Here is a 17,403-nt window from a genome sequence, read left to right as displayed (position 1 = left end):
ATCACGCGCTGTCACGCATAACCAATGAGTGAAACTGCCATGAAAGTGCTTGTCGCTATCAAACGTGTAATCGACTACAACGTCAAAGTTCGCGTCAAGGCGGACGGCTCCGGGGTCGACCTTGCAAACGTCAAGATGTCCATCAACCCCTTTTGCGAAATAGCCGTGGAAGAAGCCGTACGCCTGAAAGAGCAAGGCATTGCCAGCGAAGTCGTGGTGGTCTGCGTAGGGCTGGCTGCGGCCCAGGAGCAACTGCGTACCGCCATGGCCCTGGGTGCCGACCGTGCCATCCTGGTCGAAGCCGCCGACGGGCTGGGTTCGCTGGCGGTGGCCAAAGCCCTGCAAGGTGTGGTCGAGAGAGAGCAGCCGCAACTGATTATCCTCGGCAAGCAGGCCATCGACAGCGACAACAACCAGACTGGCCAAATGCTCGCCGCGCTGACCGGCTACGCACAGGGCACTTTCGCTTCCAGGCTTGAGGTGGCTGGCGATACGGCTCGGGTCACCCGCGAAATAGATGGCGGCCTGCAGACCGTCGCTCTGAATCTGCCCGCCATCGTCACTACCGATCTGCGCCTGAACGAACCCCGCTACGCATCGTTGCCGAACATCATGAAGGCCAAGAAAAAGCCGCTGCAGACCATCACCCCGCAGGCGCTGGGTGTGTCCCTCACCGCCACGAATACAACCATCAGGGTAGAAGCGCCGACAGCCCGCAGCGCCGGTATCAAGGTCGGCTCGGTGGCCGAACTGGTCGAAAAACTCAAAAACGAGGCGAAGGTCATCTGATGAGCATTCTGGTACTTGCAGATCACAACAATCACTCCCTCGCCCTGGCGACCCTGAATACCTTATCTGCGGCCCGGCAGATCGGCGGCGAAACCGTGCTGCTGGTGGCCGGTCATGATGTTGCACAGCTCGCCCAGGCGGCCGCGCAGATCATCGGCGTGAGCAAGGTGCTGGTCGCCGATGACCCAGCCTACGCGCACCCGTTGCCTGAGAACGTAGCGCCGCTGATCGCTGAGCTGGGCCGCGACTTCAGTCATGTCCTGGCGCCAGCCACCAGCAACGGCAAGAACATCCTGCCGCGGGTTGCCGCGCTGCTGGACGTCGACCAGATCTCCGAGATCATCGCGGTTGAGTCGGCAGATACGTTCAAGCGCCCGATCTATGCCGGCAATGCCATCGCCACGGTACAGTCAAGTGCGGCGGTCAAGGTCATCACGGTGCGATCCACCGGCTTCGACCCCGTGGCTGCCGAAGGTGGCTCGGCGACCATCGAACACCTGGCAGCGTCCCGAATTGCCGGGGTTTCGGCATTCATCAGCGAAGAGCTGGCCAGCTCCGAACGCCCCGAACTGACCGCCGCCAGCATCGTCGTATCCGGCGGTCGTGGGATGGGCAATGGTGAAAACTTCAGCCACCTGTACGAGTTGGCTGACAAGCTCGGTGCCGGCGTCGGAGCCTCGCGCGCAGCCGTCGACGCAGGTTTCGTACCCAACGACATGCAAGTTGGTCAGACCGGCAAGATCGTTGCCCCGCAGCTGTACATTGCCGTCGGTATCTCTGGTGCCATTCAGCACCTGGCCGGCATGAAGGACTCCAAAGTGATCGTTGCCATCAATAAGGATGAAGACGCGCCGATTTTCCAGGTGGCCGACTACGGGATTGTCGCTGACCTGTTCGAGACCGTACCTGCGCTGACCAGCGCCCTTTAAGACGAGGATCAGCCCAATGACAAGCCCTGCCCTCAGTACCTGGATCGGCCGTAGCGAGACCACTCATGACCAGCTCAGCCATAACCTGGTCAAACGGATCGCCGCCACCTTGAGCGAACCGACACCGGCATCCGGTGACGCCCTGCCACTGCTGTGGCACTGGGCATTTTTTCAGGACCCCCTGCAAGCAAACGGCCTGGGTGCCGACGGCCACCCTGCCCGCGGTGGCTTCCTGCCCCCGGCGGACAACCGTAATCGCATGTGGGCCGGTAGCCGTCTGCAGTTCATCGGCTCACTGCGCGTCGACGCCAGGGTGTCGCGCAGCTCGACCATCCTCAACGTTGAGGAAAAACACGGACGAACCGGCTCGCTGTTGTTCGTTACCGTACAGCACGACTACCAGCAGGACGGCGAGCGGGTTCTGCTTGAAGAGCAGGATATTGTCTACCGCGAGCCCACACCACCGAAGCTCGGCGGTACTGAGGCGCTGCCCGAAGCCCACTGGCAGGAACCGGTGCAGCCGACCTCTACCCTGTTGTTTCGCTACTCGGCAGTGACCTTCAATGGCCACCGCATCCACTACGACTGGCCTTATGCGACCGAGACTGAAGGCTATCCGGGGCTGGTGGTGCACGGGCCGCTGATCGCAACGCTCAACCTGCGCGCCTTCATGCGGGCCAACCCGCACGCCAAGGTGCAGCGCTTCGGCTTTCGTGGCCTGCGGCCGTTGATCTGCCCGGATGCATTTCTGGTCGGCGGCCAATTGGTTGACGCAACCACGGCCAGGGTCTGGGCCGGCAACCAGGCTGGGCAGGCGCAGATCGGTGAAATTCAGTTTATCCAGGAGGCTCGCTCATGAACCCCGGCGTCGTGCGCAGTGCCCTGTTCGTGCCAGCCACCCGGCCGGAGCGGATCCCCAAGGCACTCGCCAGTGGCGCGGACCGGGTAATCGTTGATCTTGAGGACGCGGTCGAAGAGTCACTCAAGGAGCAAGCCCGCGACAACCTTGAGCAGTTCCTGCGAGAACAACCCGAGGCCCGGGTTCTGGTACGGGTCAACGCTGCAGAGCATTGGGCGCATGAAGCGGACCTCGCAACGTGCAAGCGCTGGCCAGGAGTCATCGGTATTCTGCTACCCAAGGCCGAAACCGTTGCCCAGATCACACGGGCCTACGCCACCGGCAAAGCGGTATGGCCGATCATCGAAAGTGCCAAGGGCCTGGCCGCTCTAGCCGAACTGGCAGCAGCCGGAGGTGTTGATCGTCTATCGTTCGGCAGCCTCGATCTGGGGCTGGATATGGGCCTCAGAACAGGCAGCGAAGCAGCCGATCTGGTTCTCGGTCATGCTCGCTATGCGGTGCTGCTGCACAGTCGTGTGGCAGGTCTGGCGGCGCCGCTGGACGGTGTCTATCCGGCAATTCAGGACATTCAGGGGCTGCAGCGCCACACCCAATTTGCGCGGGACATGGGTTTTGGCGGTGCGCTCTGTATCCATCCTGGCCAGGTGCAGATCATTCATGACGCGCTGAAACCTTCCGCGCAAGAGCTGGACTGGGCCAGGCGGGTGCTGGCCATGGCCGAGACCAGTACCGGAGTCTTCACCCTCGACGGTCAGATGGTCGACGCACCGGTAATCCTGCGGGCCCGCGTCACTGTGCAGCAGGCAGGCTGACGCTGTTCACATCCCTGCCTTGATGTCACCGACCCTGTCTGTTCTGACAGACCGGTCAGGTGACATCGGGGCATCTCTGAGTTGATATCACACATGCTCATTAACTCGTCTGAATGCAGACGCCGCTGCAAGCGTGCGATCTGTAGCGTACTGCGCGCCTTATCCAGGATGCCGGCTTATGGCTGAAGCTAGCGGTTCGGGTTCTTCTGTGCTGCTACAAGCAGCCCGCCATCTGATCGCAGAAAACGGCTATACAGCGATGACCATGCGCCAACTGGCAGGCCGGATAGGGCTGCTGCCCGGCAGTCTCTACCACCATGTCAGCTGCAAACAGGATCTTCTGCTGAGCGTATTGCTCGAGATCGTCGAGCAACGCATCGCAGGTTGGGAACAGGGAAGCTTTAGCAATGACCTGAAAGGCTTCATCGGATATTTACTCCAGCGTCAGCGTGCGCATCCTGACGAAGAGTTGCTGCTGCGCCATGAGCTACGCCACCTTGACCCCTGCCAACGCAGTTGGCTGAACAAGTCGCTCGCCCGGTTTGAACAGCCCTTGCTGCACATCATCCAACAGAGTCATTCAGGAACAGGTGTCGCCGCGCACGATGCCAGCAGAGTCTGTGCCGCCATTTTTGCCGTGGTCGAAGCGGCCGACAGCCTGCGGCAGCGCGGTATCGATGAAGCCTGGATCGAGACGCGAACCCATCATATGTGCAGCGTGCTGCTCGCCTCCCCGTGCAAGGCTTTGTCGTGACTCACCGATGCCTGCGCACTCAGCTGAGTGGCTCGGCACAAACAACGAGCAGGCGCGAAGATCCACAATGCAAAACCGGGCCTTAAGGCCCGGTCATAAACGAGGGAAAACAGCTCAGGCAAGGCCGTGGTCGGTGGCACGCAACCGTTGCGAGAAACGTGCGAACACTTCGGGGTTGACCATGCGCGCAGCCTCTTGGCCGGCCAGTACCTGCAAGATCTGCTCGGCGGCCCAGCGCCCCATACGCCAGCGCGCCTCAAGGGTCACCCCGGCAGTGTGATAGAGGCCCACCACGTTAGCCAGGCTGAGCAACGGGTGATCGAGCGCAGGCGGTTCTTCGTCCCAGACATCCAGGCCTGCGCCACCGAGATGGCCGCTCGCCAGAGCTGCGTACAACGCAGACTCATCATGCAAACCACCCCGTGCGGTGTTGATGAACACAGCGCCTTTACGCATACCCGCGAAGCGCTCGGCATTCATCAGGTTGCGGGTGGCAGCGCTGCGTGGGCAATGCAGCGACACCACATCGCTTTGTTCCAGCAGTTGCATCAGCGGCACCGCAGAGGCGCCCCGACGTTGTACCTCCCCGGCGTCGAGCAACGGATCATGAGCAATCACGCGCATACCCAACGCCTGGGCAATGCGCGCAACCCGCGTACCGATTTGACCCAGGCCGATGATGCCAAGGGTTTTCTCATAGACTTCGGTGCCCATCAGGTCTTCACGGGAAAAACCGCGTACCGAACGCAGTCTGCGGTCGGACTCACTGATGCGCCGGGCGCAGTCAAGCATCAGGCCAATGGTTGCCTCTGCCACCGACTGCGCATTGGCACCGGATTGGTTGACCACCAGCACCCCGGCCCGGGTGCAGGCATCGACATCCACCGTGTCGTAGCCGGCCCCATTGGTCGACACACATAACAGCCTGGGCAACTGCTCCAACAGCTGCCCGGTAACGTGCCAGGGCGACGGCAGCTCATCTCGGGCAGACGGCACCTGATAGACATGACTGGCCTGCAACGCGTTCAGAATAACGTGGTGACTGGCGCTGCGCGCCACCGTCTGCAACGCCACCCCACCCGCCTCGGCAAACGTCTGCGCCATGATCGGGTGGTACCAGACGTCAAACCGCGTGATCGTTTTTATCTCGGCATTCATTCAAACACTCCGGTTCAGTGACCAACCTGGTTGGGTACCGACCTGCGGCCGATGAACTTGCGTATGCCGATGTTTTCTTCAACCTTGCCGTCGCCATCGAGATAACCATGCTTGGTCAAATCCGGCATCAGCAAAGCGGAGATCAAGGTAATCGCGCCAATCAGCGATACATAGACGTAGAAGTGCTCTTCCATGCCCATCGAGCGGAAGGTCAGCGCCACGTACTCAGCCGAGCCACCGAACATCGCCGCTCCGACGGCGTATGGCAGGCCGACACCCAAGGCACGTACGGTCGGTGGGTAGAAATCGGCCTTCAGCACACCGGTAACCGGGGTATAGAACGCCGCAATGATCAGCCCGGCCACTACCAGCGCGAAAGCGCTATAGGGATCGTGCACGGCTTTGATGGCAGACAGCAACGGAATGACCAGAAACGTCGAGAGCAAACCAAAGATGATCATGTTACGGCGTACGCCAATCCTGTCAGCAAGCAGACCGAAAATCGGCTGACACAGCATGAAGATCACCAAGGCCGAAGCCATCAGGATGCTCACCGTCGGCGCTGGCAGACCTACGCTGACGACCAGGAATTTCTGCATGTAAGCCGTGAAGGTGTAGAAGTAAAGCGAGCAACCAATGGTAATGGTGAAGGTCAGCAGCACCGCTTTCTTGTGTTGCATCAATGCCTTGATCGACCCGGACTCCTTGCGCTTCATATCCGCTTCAGTGGCGGTTTCACGCATGGTGCGGCGCAGGTAAACAACCACGATTGATGCCAGCGCACCGATCATGAACGGCACACGCCAGCCCCACTCCTTCAGATCCTGCTCGCTGAGCAGCAACTGCAACAGCGCGACGGTCAGCAACGCCAGCAGTTGGCCGGCAATGATGGTCATGTACTGGAACGAGCCATAGAACGAGCGCCGCCCTGCCCTGGACACCTCGCTGATGTAGGTCGCGCCGGTGCCGTATTCAGCCCCGACCGACAGCCCTTGCATCAGCCGCGCAATGATCAGCAATGTCGGCGCGGCGACCCCGATCGACGCATAGGTCGGCATGACGGCGATCATCAACGAGCCGCCGCACATCATGAACACCGAGATGATCATCGAGATCTTGCGTCCACGGGTATCGGCGATATAGCCGAAGATCCAGCCGCCAAGCGGACGCATGAAGAAGCCGACAGCAAATATGCCTGCCGTGGCAAGCAACTGGCTGGTCTGGTCGCCGGAGGGGAAAAACAGTGAAGCGAAGTAAATCGAGGTGTAGGCGTAGATGAAAAAGTCATACCACTCCACCAGATTGCCGGAACAGACGCCGACGATTGCGGTGGTGCGCTCTTTGCGAGTCAACGGCTGTGCCGTGCCCATATCTGCATTCATGTTAGTACCCTGTTGTTATTGTTTTACTGACTCGGGTACAGCTTTGCACAGCGTGATTTTCGCGGAAGCCCCGCCAGCGATCTATCAGTTATGCCCGTCCGGCATGTCTAGAACCTCGAATGTCTGCGCCCGACTTTGCTCAAGGTACGCCGCCACCTGACCCGCAGCAGCGTCCAGGCACCCTTTGAAAAAGTGATCCGCCCCTGCAAATACCGAAACAGCGCGGTGATCAGCAGCAGCCCAGTTCATCAGGTTGGCCAACGGCGCCATTTCATCGCGCTCCCCGTGCAATAGCAGACAGTCTTGGGGCAAGGGCAACGGCTCGTAGTAGCGCTTGCCCGGCACGTCCCCGACCGGAAGCCCAAGCAGCGCGACAGCCCGCAACTGCTCCCGGAGCGTGCAGGCGACTCTGGCAAAAACATGCGCCCCGAACGAAAACCCGACCAGTGCTACAGACAGCTGTGGCAACTCCTGCGAGATATAGCGAATCACAGCCAGGGTGTCCTGGGCCTCACCGATGCCGTGATCATGTACCCCCTCCGTCTGGTCAACACCGCGAAAACTCGGCCGTACCACTAACCAGCCGGCGGCACTCAGATGACGGGCCAGGGTCAGCGGCACAATATGCCGCGGGCTACCGCCCAGCAGTGGCTGAGGATGGCTGAGCAGAACCACACCCTTGGGCGTTTTGCAGGGATGATCGATCGTCAACTGGATGTGCCCCACCGGACCATCGATAAGGATTTGCTTGCGTTCGCTGTCTGACATGGCTGCCCCTTCTGAAAACTTAACTGAACAGTATTGCGGCAAGCCCCGTATCAAGGATGGTTTTGCGGCTGCGCGAAAGTCTAAAGAGCCAGTGTCAACGCCGCTATAGAATCGCGGCATTTCAGCTATGCCGATACGGCTGACGAAGCCGCCGTTCGCAGCCCACATGAATTCCTCCCGCCAAACCTTGACAGCCTCTCCGTGCGCAACAAATAATTTGTAAGAATTTATGTGCATGACCCTGTAACAAGGTCAGTCGGTAGATGAATGCTCAACCCAGCGGTACTCGCGCGCTTGTATGTCCTTTTTCCTCCATCCGTCCGGAGCAATCCGGGCTGTTGCGGTAACCGTTTCTATCCCCGCTCTTGCGTCCCTGCACATGACCAGGCCGGTGGCCTTGCCACAAGGGCGATGCTCTTTTGCAGGCTGCGACGCCCTCCCCCTGCCTATTGATGCTGAGTGCAGCTTGCGCACCAGCCCAACCGAGATCTTTTCATGACCCCGTTAGATATTCAGCTCTTGATGACCGCACTGGTCAGTGTTCTGGTGCTGGTGGCACTCATTGTTTCGCGCCTGAAGATGCATCCGCTGCTGGCTCTGCTGGTGGTGTCCGTGGGTGTTGGATTTGCCACCGGCATGGAGCCCGGCTCGATCGTGTCACATGTGGTTGCCGGTGCTGGCAAAACCCTGGGTGCCGTAGGTGTGGTGATCGCGCTGGGGGCAATGCTGGGCAAGATCCTGGCTGACGCAGGCGTTACCGAGCAGGTCGCCGGGGTCATCCTCAAACGCACCCCGGATCGCCTGATTCCCTGGGCGATGATGCTGGTGGCGTTCGTCATTGGCATCCCGATGTTCTTCGAGGTCGGCCTGGTGATCATGCTGCCGCTGATTTTCAGTGTGGCCCGCAAGCTCGAAGGCCAGGCTCGCTTCAAGGGCTCTGCCTATGTCTACGTGGGCGTGCCGGTGATTTCCGCGCTGGCCGCCATGCACGGTATGGTGCCGCCGCACCCCGGCCCGCTGACCGCTATCGCCGCGCTCAAGACCTCGGTCGGGCCGACCATGCTCTACGGTTTCCTTGCCGCTGTCCCGGCGATGATTCTGGGCGGCCCGCTGTATGGCATGTTCATCGCACCGCGTATGACCACCCGGCCAGATCAGGCGTTGCTCGACCAGTTCACCCTCACGGAAAAAACCGATGGCAAGCCTCTGCCCAGTGTCTGGATCGGCGTGCTGGCGGCCTTGCTGCCGGCGATTTTGATGCTGGTGCACGCGGTCGCCGAGATGCTGTTGCCCAAGGGTAATGCAATGTTGCAGATGGCGGCGTTTGTGGGCAACCCGCTGATTGCCATGCTGCTGGGCGTGCTGTTCGCCGGTACCAGCCTGGTGCTGTTGCGCGGCGGCGACACCGACAAGCTGCGCGCGGCGCTGGGCAAGAGCCTCATGCCCATCGCCTCGATCATCATGATCATTGCCGGCGGCGGTGCTTTCCAGGAGCTGCTGACCAGTGCCAAGGTCGGCGACGCCATTGTTCACCTGACCCAGCAGTCGGCCATCCCGCCGCTGTTGCTCGGCTGGTTGATCGCGATGCTGCTGTCGGTGTCAACTGGTTCGGCTACTGTCGGTATCGTCGGCGCTGCCGGCCTGCTGGCGCCCCTTGCCGGTGCTGACCCTACTCTAAACCTGCCGTTGCTGGCGCTGTCCATCGGCTGCGGTTCGCTGTTTTTCAACTATGCCAACCATGCGGGCTTCTGGATGGTTAAAGAGTCGTTCGGTATGACCATGGGCGAAGCCACCAAAACCATCTCGGTGGTGCAATCCATCGTCTCCTTGGTGGGTTTGATCATGGTGTTGATTCTGAACGCCGTCATCCCGGTGACTTGAACCGGGATACCGCTACCCAGAGGCATTTATTGCAGCACTGGCAGGAAGCGACCTGTCAGTGCCGCTGCCTTCGTAAACCATGAACCTTTCCTCCCTGTCGCTTTCCTAGAAGCACACCATTTTGGAGAAGCCCATGACTCATCTGGCATTGATCGTCGGCGCCAGCGGCATCGTCGGCAGCGCAACCACCCAGCTTCTGCTGGAGAACGGCTGGCAGGTCGCCGCCCTTTCCCGTAACCCCGCCAGGCAGGAAGGGGTGATACCCGTGGCGGCCGATCTGCAGGATCCGGCGTCCGTCACGGCCGCGCTGAAAGACCTCAAACCCACGCACGTGTTCATCACCACCTGGTCACGGCAGGCCACCGAGGCCGAAAACATCAAGGTCAATTCGGCGATGGTGCGCAATGTGCTGGATGCCCTGCGCCCGGCTGGCAGCGTAAACCACGTGGCCCTGGTGACAGGCCTGAAGCACTACCTGGGCCCGTTCGAGGCCTATGGCAAAGGCAGCCTGCCGCAGACGCCGTTCCGTGAGCAACAGGGTCGTCTGGACGTCGAGAACTTCTATTACGCGCAGGAAGACGAAGTGTTCGCCGCGGCGGACAAAGACGGCTTCACCTGGAGCGTCCACCGCCCGCATACGGTCACCGGCGTTGCGGTGGGTAACGCGATGAACATGGCCACCACGCTTGCGGTTTACGCCACGGTTTGCAAACACACCGGTCGGCCATTCGTATTTCCCGGTTCCAGGGTGCAGTGGGACAGCCTCACCGACATGACCGATGCCCGGCAGTTGGCCAGGCAGCAACTGTGGGCGGCCACGACGCCAGCGGCGGCCAACCAGGCGTTCAACATCACCAACGGCGATATCTTTCGCTGGAAGTGGATGTGGGGGCGGATTGCCGAGTACTTCGGCCTTGAAGCCGCTGACTTCCCCGTTTCGCCCGCACCACTGGAGTCACAGATGGCCGACGACCAGAAGGTCTGGAGCCAGATCGTGGCCGAGCACGGCCTGCAAGAGGCGGACATTGATCGGCTGATTTCGCCATGGCATACCGACGCCGATCTCGGGCGTCCCATCGAAGTGGTCACCGACATGTCGAAAAGCCGGCTCATGGGCTTTAACGCCTATCAGGCCAGCGATCAGGCGTTTTTCGATGTGTTCGACAAATTGCGGGCTGATCGGCTGATCCCCTGAGGCTCAGACCCACGCAAGGCAAAAGGCCCATGAAGTTCATGGGCCTTTTTTCATGACTTGGTTTTTAGCCGCTGGCGCGGCACCATCGTCCAGGCTTTGTAAACCCACAGGTCTGCCCGATGCTGCACTCCACCCTCACTACCCTGAACGCGGTGTCGCTGATCCTCGAAACCTTGCGTGAGGAGGGTATTGCTGCCAGCGAGCTTCTGGCCGGCAGTGGCATCGAGGAAGCCGACCTGATTCGTCCCGACCCACGCATTACCACAGCCCAGGAGGCACGGGTGTGCGCCAATGCCCTGGCATTGCGCGAGACGTTCGGTCTGCAATTGGGCCAGCGGATGCACGTATCCGCGTATGGCCTGCTCGGTTACGCCATGTTGCTCAGCGATACGCTGGGGGCTGCCCTGGAGCTGGCGCTGCGTTACCCGGCGTTGCTTGGCACCCTCTTCGATCTGCGCCTGGAGGTGCGTGGCGACGTCGCCTGGCTGCTGGCCACGCAGTACCATTCGCGCCCCGAGCTGGCCGTGTTCAATGCCGAGCTGTGCCTGGGATCATTGAAGGTGATCTGCGACGACCTGCTGGGCCGTCCCCTGCCCTTGCTGCAAGCCTGCTTCGCCCATCCGGCGCCCACCTACAGCAAGCGCTATCGGCGCAACTTTCCGTGCCCGGTGCGTTTCGAGGCGCTGGAACACGGCGTTGCCTTTGCTGCGCACATGCTGGAGCAGCCCCTGCCGCTGGCCGACCGGCTGACGCACCGGATCATGGCCGAGCGCTGCCGTCAGCAAAACGCCGAGTTCAGCGGCCGCCAGGCCTGGCTGGGGCGTATTCGCCAATACCTGGCCGAGCATCTGGCCAATCCTCCGGGGCTTGAAGGGCTGGCCCGGCAGATGAACTGCTCAGCGCGCAGCCTGCGCCGGCACCTGCATGACATGGGCAGCAGTTATCAGCAGTTGCTTGATGCCCTGCGTTTCGAGCGGGCCAAGGTGCTGTTGGTCGAACAACAGTGGCCGGTCCAGCAGGTTGCCGAAGCCCTGGGTTATAGCGAAACCGCCAGCTTTCGCCATGCATTTATTCGCTGGAGCGGGGTTGCGCCCAGCCAGTACCGCACCTGAAGCGTGCAGCGCGCCCTTAAAAAGGGCGAAATTCGGTCAAATCTATTGGCCATATCTATCCCCTTCTGGCCGTTCATAACGTTCTCCAGCAGGCGTTTCTGGCGAAACAATGCTCGTCGTCACGCCACACGGAGCACGACCATGCTGACTGTCTATACCGATGACCATCACCTGCACCACGGCCGCTGCGAGCTGATCAACGGGCAACTCATGCCCTGTTTTGAGATGCCCTCGCGCGCTGATCACGTCCTGGCCAGGGTCGAGGCTCGTGAGCTTGGGCCAGTGCAGCCGCCACGTGATCATGGCTTGGCCCCCATTGCCCGAGTGCACAGCGCTGACTACCTGGCGTTCTTCAAAGGCGCCTGGGCGCGTTGGCAAACCATGGGCCAGGACGGTGACCTGTTGCCCTTCACTTGGCCGGCGCGCACGCTGCGCCGCTTGAAGCCCCAAGGGTTGCACGGTGAGCTGGGCTACTACAGCTTCGACGCGGGCGCCCCCATCACCGCCGGCACCTGGCAGGCCGCCTACAGCGCAGCACAAGTGGCGCTCACCGCCCAGGCCGAGATACAGAGCGGTGCCGACAGCGCCTTTGCGCTGTGCCGGCCGCCAGGGCACCATGCCGCCAGCGACCTCATGGGCGGCTATTGCTACCTGAACAATGCGGCCATTGCCAGCCAGGCGTTTCTCGACCAGGGCCGCCAGCGCGTGGCGATCCTCGATGTCGACTATCACCATGGCAACGGCACCCAGGCGATTTTCTACGACCGCAGTGATGTGTTTTTCACCTCCATCCATGGCGACCCGGCCAACGAGTTTCCGTTCTTCCTGGGTTATGCCGATGAAACCGGCGAAGGCCAGGGTGAGGGTTGCAACCTCAACCTGCCCTTGCCCCACGGCAGCGGCTGGGCGCAATGGAGCCAGGCGCTGGAAACCGCCTGCGCGGCCATCGACAGCTACGCCGCTGAGGTACTGGTGGTGTCGCTGGGGGTGGACACCTTCAAGCAAGACCCGATCTCGCAGTTCACCCTCGACAGTGGCGACTACCTGGCCATGGGCGCGCGCATCGCGGCGCTCGGCTTGCCCACGCTGTTTGTGATGGAAGGCGGTTATGCCGTCGAAGAAATCGGCATCAATGCCGTCAATGTGCTGGAAGGCTACGAAACCGCCCGCAAGGAGAAGTCATGATGGTCAAATCGCTCAAGCACACGCTGGCCGCCGCCCTATGCGCGGGCCTGGCCTGTAGTCTGGCCGCTGGTCTGGTGCGGGCCGACGAGCCGCGCACACTCAAGGTGTACAACTGGTTTGACTACATCACCCCACAGACCCTCACCGACTTCAAACAACAGGCCAAGGTGAATCTGATCTACGACATCTTCGATACCAACGAGGCGCTGGAAGCCAAGCTGCTGACCGGTCACTCAGGCTACGACGTGGTGGTGCCGTCGAACATGTTTCTTGCCAAGCAGATCGAAGCGGGTGTGTTCCAGCCGCTGGATCGCAGCAAACTGCCGAACTGGCAGCATCTAGACCCAAAACTGATGAAGCTGCTGGATGCCAACGACCCCGGTAACAAGTTTGCGGTGCCTTACATGTACGGCACCATCCTGATCGGTTTCAACCCGGCCAAAGTCAAGGCTGCACTTGGTGACAACGCTCCGGTCAACAGCTGGGACCTGATCTTCAAGCCCGAGAACCTCAGCAAGCTCAAGCAGTGCGGCGTGGCGATGCTCGACTCGCCCTCGGAAATCATGCCGCTGGCCCTGCAGTACTTGGGCCTGGACCCAAACTCCAGCAAGTCGGCCGACTATCAGAAAGCCGAACAATTGATGCTGAAGATTCGGCCGAACATCACTTACTTTCACTCCTCCAAGTACATGGCTGACATCGCCAACGGCGATATCTGCGTCGCGGTGGGTTACTCGGGCAGCTTCTCCCAGGCCGCCAACCGTGCCAAAGAAGCCAACAATGGCGTCGTGGTCGAGATGCGCCTGCCCAAGGAAGGTGCGCCGATCTGGTTCGATATGTTGGCCATTCCCAAGGGCGCGGCCAACCCGGAAGATGCCCATGCCTTCATCAACTACCTGCTGCGCCCGGAAGTGATCGCCCCGATCAGCGACTTCGTGGGTTATCCGAACCCGAACAAGGACGCCACCGACAAGGTCGCCCCAGAGATTCGCAACAACCCGGACCTGTACCCCACCGAAGCTGCGATGACCACGCTGTATACGCTCAAGCCGCTCAACCGCGAAGGTGAACGGACCCGAACCCGCACCTGGACGCGGATCAAGTCGGGAACCTGAGTTCAGCCGGCCTGCTGCCTTGCTCAAGCCCGCGACTGTCGGGCTTGGGTAATGACAAAGACCTTACGCTGCACCACTACCCCATCAATGCCCACCCCCCGGAAACAGGTTCGTATCCCCAAACCTTTCCAATAAAAAGTCATACACCAGCCTGATTCGCTTTGGCACCGCTCCGGATCGCGTCCGGTACAACACCAGCTCCAGCGCTGGCGGCGCCCATTCAGGCAGCACTTCCACCAGCGCCCCCCGCGCTAAATGCGCCTGCGCCAGATACAACGGCACCTGAGCAATCACAGCGCCCTGCAACACCATCTCCAGCTCGGTTTCCGGGTCGTCGCAGATAAAACCCGGCTGCTCGGGTATGAAACTCTGATCATCGGCAAACATCCACGGCCAGCCGCGACCGGAGCGGCGATCCAGCAACAATGACAGCGGCAGCTCTTTCAGTTCGGCCACATTTGCAGGTGTACCCAGGCTGGCAATCAGCGCCGGCGCGGCAACGACGACCAACGGAACACTGGCAACCGTTCTGGCGATAAACCGGCGGTCGCGCACCGTACCTACCCGAATGCCGATATCAATCCTGGATACCACCGCGTCGGTCAGCTCATCGTCCAGGCATAAATCGATGATGAGTTTCGGATACTGCTTGCGAAACTCGGCCAGATAACCCGCCAGATACAACTTGCCGATCGCCTGCGGTGCCGTCAGCCCTACCCGGCCCGTGATGCCCTCCCCGCTGGCTTGATCCGCCCTGTCGAACAGCTGGTCGAAGCGCTCTACCGCCAGGCGGGCATCGAGGGCAAGTTGTGCGCCGAAATCGGTGATCTTCATCTGTCGGGTGCTGCGATGAAACAGCGGCTCGCCGATGAGCCGTTCAAGCTCTTGTACCGCCCGGGTGACTTTCTGCGGCGAAGTGCCGATCTGGTTCGCCGCCTCTCTAAACGAAGCGCAGTCAGCAACCGTGAGAAAGACACGGACCATTTCAAGCCGGTTCAACATCGCCTTGTTCCGATTTATGGAATTTTCAAATCCTGAATATTCCATTCTCCGAAACAAAATCACAACTCATAATCGATCCCATCACCACCCACTGAGGTAAACGAAATGAGCAAGAATATCGAAGGTAAAGTTGTTGTGATCACTGGCGCCAGCAGCGGTCTTGGCGAGTCGACTGCACGGCACCTGGCGAGCCTGGGTGCATCAGTGGTACTGGCTGCACGCCGGGAAGATCGCTTGAATGCGATTGTGCAAGACATCACTGCCGCAGGCGGCAAGGCCACAGCCCGTGCTGCGGACGTCACCCGCCGCGAGGACCTGGAGAACTTGATCCAGCACGCCGTGGCCAGCTTTGGCCGGGTGGACGTGATGATCAACAACGCGGGCCTTATGGCGATCTCGCCGATCGCCGAATTGCGGGTGGACGAATGGGACCGGATGATCGACATCAACATTAAAGGCGTGATGTACGGCATTGCCGCTGCTCTGCCGGTGTTCCAGAAACAGAACTCCGGTCACTTCATCAATATTTCTTCGGTCGCCGGCATCAAAGTGTTCAGCCCGGGAGGCTCGGTCTACAGCGGCACCAAGTACGCCGTACGGGCGATTTCCGATGGTTTGCGTCACGAGGTCGGCAAAAGCATTCGCACCACGACGATTGAACCGGGTGCCGTGGATTCAGAGTTGAAGTTTGGCAGCGGCCATGAGGCCAGCTCGCAGGCGGTGCAAGAGTTCTATAAGAGCGCCATCCCGGCCGAGTCGGTTGCGCGTGCCATCGCATTCGCCATCGAGCAGCCTGCAGATGTCGATATCAACGAAATCGTACTGCGGCCGACCTCTCAAGACTTCTGACAATGGGTATAGCGGAGCGCGATCTGACTACGGATCGCGTTCCGTTTGGTCAGCCGTACCGTTAAACTGCGCGCCCCGAAAAATTCAGCAAGGAAGCTTTGCATGCGTTCGCTCCTTAACGGCGCGCTCCTCGCCATGAGTCTGGCCACTCCGGCGCTGGCCGCACCGCTCTCGTATGCAGTTACCGACCCCAGTGGCCAGTATCTGGTTGAGGCCCTGTTTCCGGAGGTGCCGCAGCGTCAGGGTGAACTTGCGCACGCGCTGATCACCTTGCGTGACAAGAACAGCCTCGAACCCCTGCAGCAATTTCAGACCCCGGCAGGAAATGTACCGCCCAACCGCGATGCATGGCTGCTCGGTCCGTCAGGGCTGGTGTACATCGCCGACTTCAATTCCGATGGTCGCCTTGATGTGACGATTCGTAATGGCACGGACACCGTCACTGATAAGTCGCAGTTCGATATCTACGTGCAAGGCCCGGATAAGCCTCAATGGACCTTGAACCGTGCCTTGACGGATCTGGCCAGAGACGCTTTTACAGGCATGTTCTCGCTCAATCCTGCCGATGGTACGTTGCACACGCAAACCGATCGCGGCTGTTGCTGGACGCGTATGTCGCAATGGAAAGTGCGCGATGGCGAGCTGGTATTGCTGCACTCTTACACCCAGGAACAGGTTCCGGCGACCCCGTTTGGCGAGAACAACAGCATGCCCCGCGGGTACATGCTGCGTACCACGGGCGATTGGCAAGATGGCGTCTGGCAAGAAACACCGAGTCTGGAAGGACCGGTCCATGAAGACCCGGAGTTACTCGCCGGAACCCTCAGCGGCAAGATTGCGGTAGAGATCTGGTTTCAGGAACAAGGCTCGGTCCTGATCGGCGAACTGCGCTATATCAAAAGTGGCAACGTTGAACCGATCAAACTGATCGGTTCCCGTGAGGATTATGACGAGCAAAGCCACGTCTACCTTCACGAATATGCCAATGACGGTAGTCGGACCGGCATCTGGCGGATGACCCGAGAGCGCGCCGAGCCGTATGGCTACACCGGCACTTGGGTATCCGGCGCGGTGGGCGACAAGCGTGAACTGCCCATTCGGTTGCGCCATGAAGATCGTGAAATCGACCTGCGCAAACTCGATGATGTTTCCCGTGACCAGCGCCGCGGCCATTATCAGATGCGCCGTGATTTCCTTGATCGTGACGGCGACCTGGACTTGAAAATCCTGCCCGAGCGAGATGCCCAAGGCCGGGAAATCGCAGAACTGACCGTGACGCTCAAGGATGCCAAGAGCAAACAGGTCATTGTTACCGAGCATCACGTCGTGCCCATGGAAACCGCCAACCTGATCATCGTCCGTGAACCGCAGGCACCGGCCAAAAATGGGCCCTATCACCTGCGCCTGGTGAAAGACTTCGTCGTCCTCGACTATAACTACGCCACGGACTCGCAAGACATGCTGACCGGCATGTATCGCAAGCAGTAAAAAGCGCCTGAGTATGTGCAGCGCTGCTGCTGAGGCAACGTTGTACCATTTAATCCTATGTCGAGGTCATCGGCAGTCGAAAACGCGGCTGATTTTCGAGGGGATGAGAAATACCGCGGCAGGTT

16 protein-coding genes are annotated in these 17,403 nt (G+C 60.4%); 12 read left to right on the top strand and 4 right to left on the bottom strand.

What is annotated here, in order from left to right; translation table 11 throughout:
* Positions 1 to 39 precede the first annotated feature (39 nt).
* The 5 genes from NRB16_RS05695 to NRB16_RS05675 all read left to right on the top strand — a co-directional run bounded on the left by NRB16_RS05695 (position 40) and on the right by NRB16_RS05675 (position 4,143).
* Entirely contained in the window at positions 40 to 789 is a 750-nt protein-coding gene (locus NRB16_RS05695) for an electron transfer flavoprotein subunit beta/FixA family protein (protein WP_257105671.1), read from the top strand.
* Positions 789 to 1,718: an electron transfer flavoprotein subunit alpha/FixB family protein gene (locus NRB16_RS05690; RefSeq protein WP_257105670.1), complete on the top strand. Its 930-nt coding sequence runs from the start codon at positions 789 to 791 to the stop codon at positions 1,716 to 1,718. The genes NRB16_RS05695 and NRB16_RS05690 overlap by 1 nt, the downstream gene beginning before the upstream one ends.
* A gap of 16 nt (positions 1,719 to 1,734) precedes the next feature.
* Positions 1,735 to 2,577, top strand: a complete 843-nt coding sequence (locus NRB16_RS05685) for a MaoC family dehydratase N-terminal domain-containing protein (RefSeq protein WP_257105669.1) — start codon at positions 1,735 to 1,737, stop codon at positions 2,575 to 2,577.
* The gene (locus NRB16_RS05680) at positions 2,574 to 3,389 is read left to right on the top strand and encodes a CoA ester lyase (RefSeq protein ID WP_257105668.1); all 816 of its coding nucleotides are present in this window, start codon (positions 2,574 to 2,576) and stop codon (positions 3,387 to 3,389) included. The genes NRB16_RS05685 and NRB16_RS05680 overlap by 4 nt, the downstream gene beginning before the upstream one ends.
* A 178-nt stretch (positions 3,390 to 3,567) precedes the next feature.
* Positions 3,568 to 4,143 (top strand): TetR/AcrR family transcriptional regulator, encoded by a 576-nt coding sequence (locus tag NRB16_RS05675; protein ID WP_257105667.1) that lies wholly within the window; start codon positions 3,568 to 3,570, stop codon positions 4,141 to 4,143.
* Positions 4,144 to 4,257: 114 nt separating this feature from the next.
* On the opposite strand, the gene NRB16_RS05670 is transcribed toward NRB16_RS05675, so the two are convergent.
* The 3 genes from NRB16_RS05670 to NRB16_RS05660 form a co-directional block, all read right to left on the bottom strand.
* A complete protein-coding gene (locus NRB16_RS05670) occupies positions 4,258 to 5,301 on the bottom strand; it encodes a hydroxyacid dehydrogenase (protein WP_257105666.1) in 1,044 nt (347 codons plus the stop codon).
* Between the two features lie 14 nt (positions 5,302 to 5,315).
* Positions 5,316 to 6,671 carry an MFS family transporter gene (locus NRB16_RS05665; RefSeq protein WP_306456374.1) on the bottom strand — a complete coding sequence of 452 codons (1,356 nt, stop codon included), beginning with the start codon at positions 6,669 to 6,671 and terminating at the stop codon, positions 5,316 to 5,318.
* Between the two features lie 96 nt (positions 6,672 to 6,767).
* The gene (locus NRB16_RS05660) at positions 6,768 to 7,451 is read right to left on the bottom strand and encodes an alpha/beta hydrolase (protein WP_306456373.1); all 684 of its coding nucleotides are present in this window, start codon (positions 7,449 to 7,451) and stop codon (positions 6,768 to 6,770) included.
* A 495-nt stretch (positions 7,452 to 7,946) separates the two neighbouring features.
* On the opposite strand from NRB16_RS05660, the gene NRB16_RS05655 reads away from it, so the two are divergent.
* The 5 genes from NRB16_RS05655 (at position 7,947) to NRB16_RS05635 (ending at position 13,939) form a co-directional block, all read left to right on the top strand.
* Positions 7,947 to 9,332, top strand: a complete 1,386-nt coding sequence (locus NRB16_RS05655; protein WP_045494758.1) for a GntP family permease — start codon at positions 7,947 to 7,949, stop codon at positions 9,330 to 9,332.
* A 133-nt stretch (positions 9,333 to 9,465) separates the two neighbouring features.
* Complete coding sequence (locus tag NRB16_RS05650; RefSeq protein ID WP_257105663.1) at positions 9,466 to 10,527, top strand: SDR family oxidoreductase; 1,062 nt, start codon at positions 9,466 to 9,468, stop codon at positions 10,525 to 10,527.
* A 119-nt stretch (positions 10,528 to 10,646) separates the two neighbouring features.
* Positions 10,647 to 11,639, top strand: a complete 993-nt coding sequence (locus NRB16_RS05645) for an AraC family transcriptional regulator (protein WP_257105662.1) — start codon at positions 10,647 to 10,649, stop codon at positions 11,637 to 11,639.
* Between the two features lie 141 nt (positions 11,640 to 11,780).
* Complete coding sequence (locus NRB16_RS05640; RefSeq protein ID WP_257105661.1) at positions 11,781 to 12,824, top strand: histone deacetylase family protein; 1,044 nt, start codon at positions 11,781 to 11,783, stop codon at positions 12,822 to 12,824.
* Complete coding sequence (locus tag NRB16_RS05635) at positions 12,824 to 13,939, top strand: polyamine ABC transporter substrate-binding protein (RefSeq protein ID WP_257105734.1); 1,116 nt, start codon at positions 12,824 to 12,826, stop codon at positions 13,937 to 13,939. The genes NRB16_RS05640 and NRB16_RS05635 overlap by 1 nt, the downstream gene beginning before the upstream one ends.
* Before the next feature lie 84 nt (positions 13,940 to 14,023).
* Here NRB16_RS05635 and NRB16_RS05630 read toward each other — a convergent pair whose 3' ends face one another.
* The gene (locus NRB16_RS05630) at positions 14,024 to 14,986 is read right to left on the bottom strand and encodes a LysR family transcriptional regulator (protein WP_257105660.1); all 963 of its coding nucleotides are present in this window, start codon (positions 14,984 to 14,986) and stop codon (positions 14,024 to 14,026) included.
* Between the two features lie 60 nt (positions 14,987 to 15,046).
* Here NRB16_RS05630 and NRB16_RS05625 point away from each other — a divergent pair, with 60 nt between their 5' ends.
* Entirely contained in the window at positions 15,047 to 15,790 is a 744-nt protein-coding gene (locus NRB16_RS05625; RefSeq protein WP_257105659.1) for an SDR family oxidoreductase, read from the top strand.
* A 102-nt stretch (positions 15,791 to 15,892) separates the two neighbouring features.
* Positions 15,893 to 17,278: a hypothetical protein gene (locus NRB16_RS05620; RefSeq protein ID WP_257105658.1), complete on the top strand. Its 1,386-nt coding sequence runs from the start codon at positions 15,893 to 15,895 to the stop codon at positions 17,276 to 17,278.
* Positions 17,279 to 17,403 lie beyond the last annotated feature (125 nt).

It is taken from the genome of Pseudomonas sp. LJDD11, from assembly GCF_024584215.1.
GTDB lineage: Bacteria > Pseudomonadota > Gammaproteobacteria > Pseudomonadales > Pseudomonadaceae > Aquipseudomonas.
The sequence above is the reverse complement of the archived record's forward strand: the minus strand, read 5'-3'. Positions and strand labels throughout refer to the sequence as shown.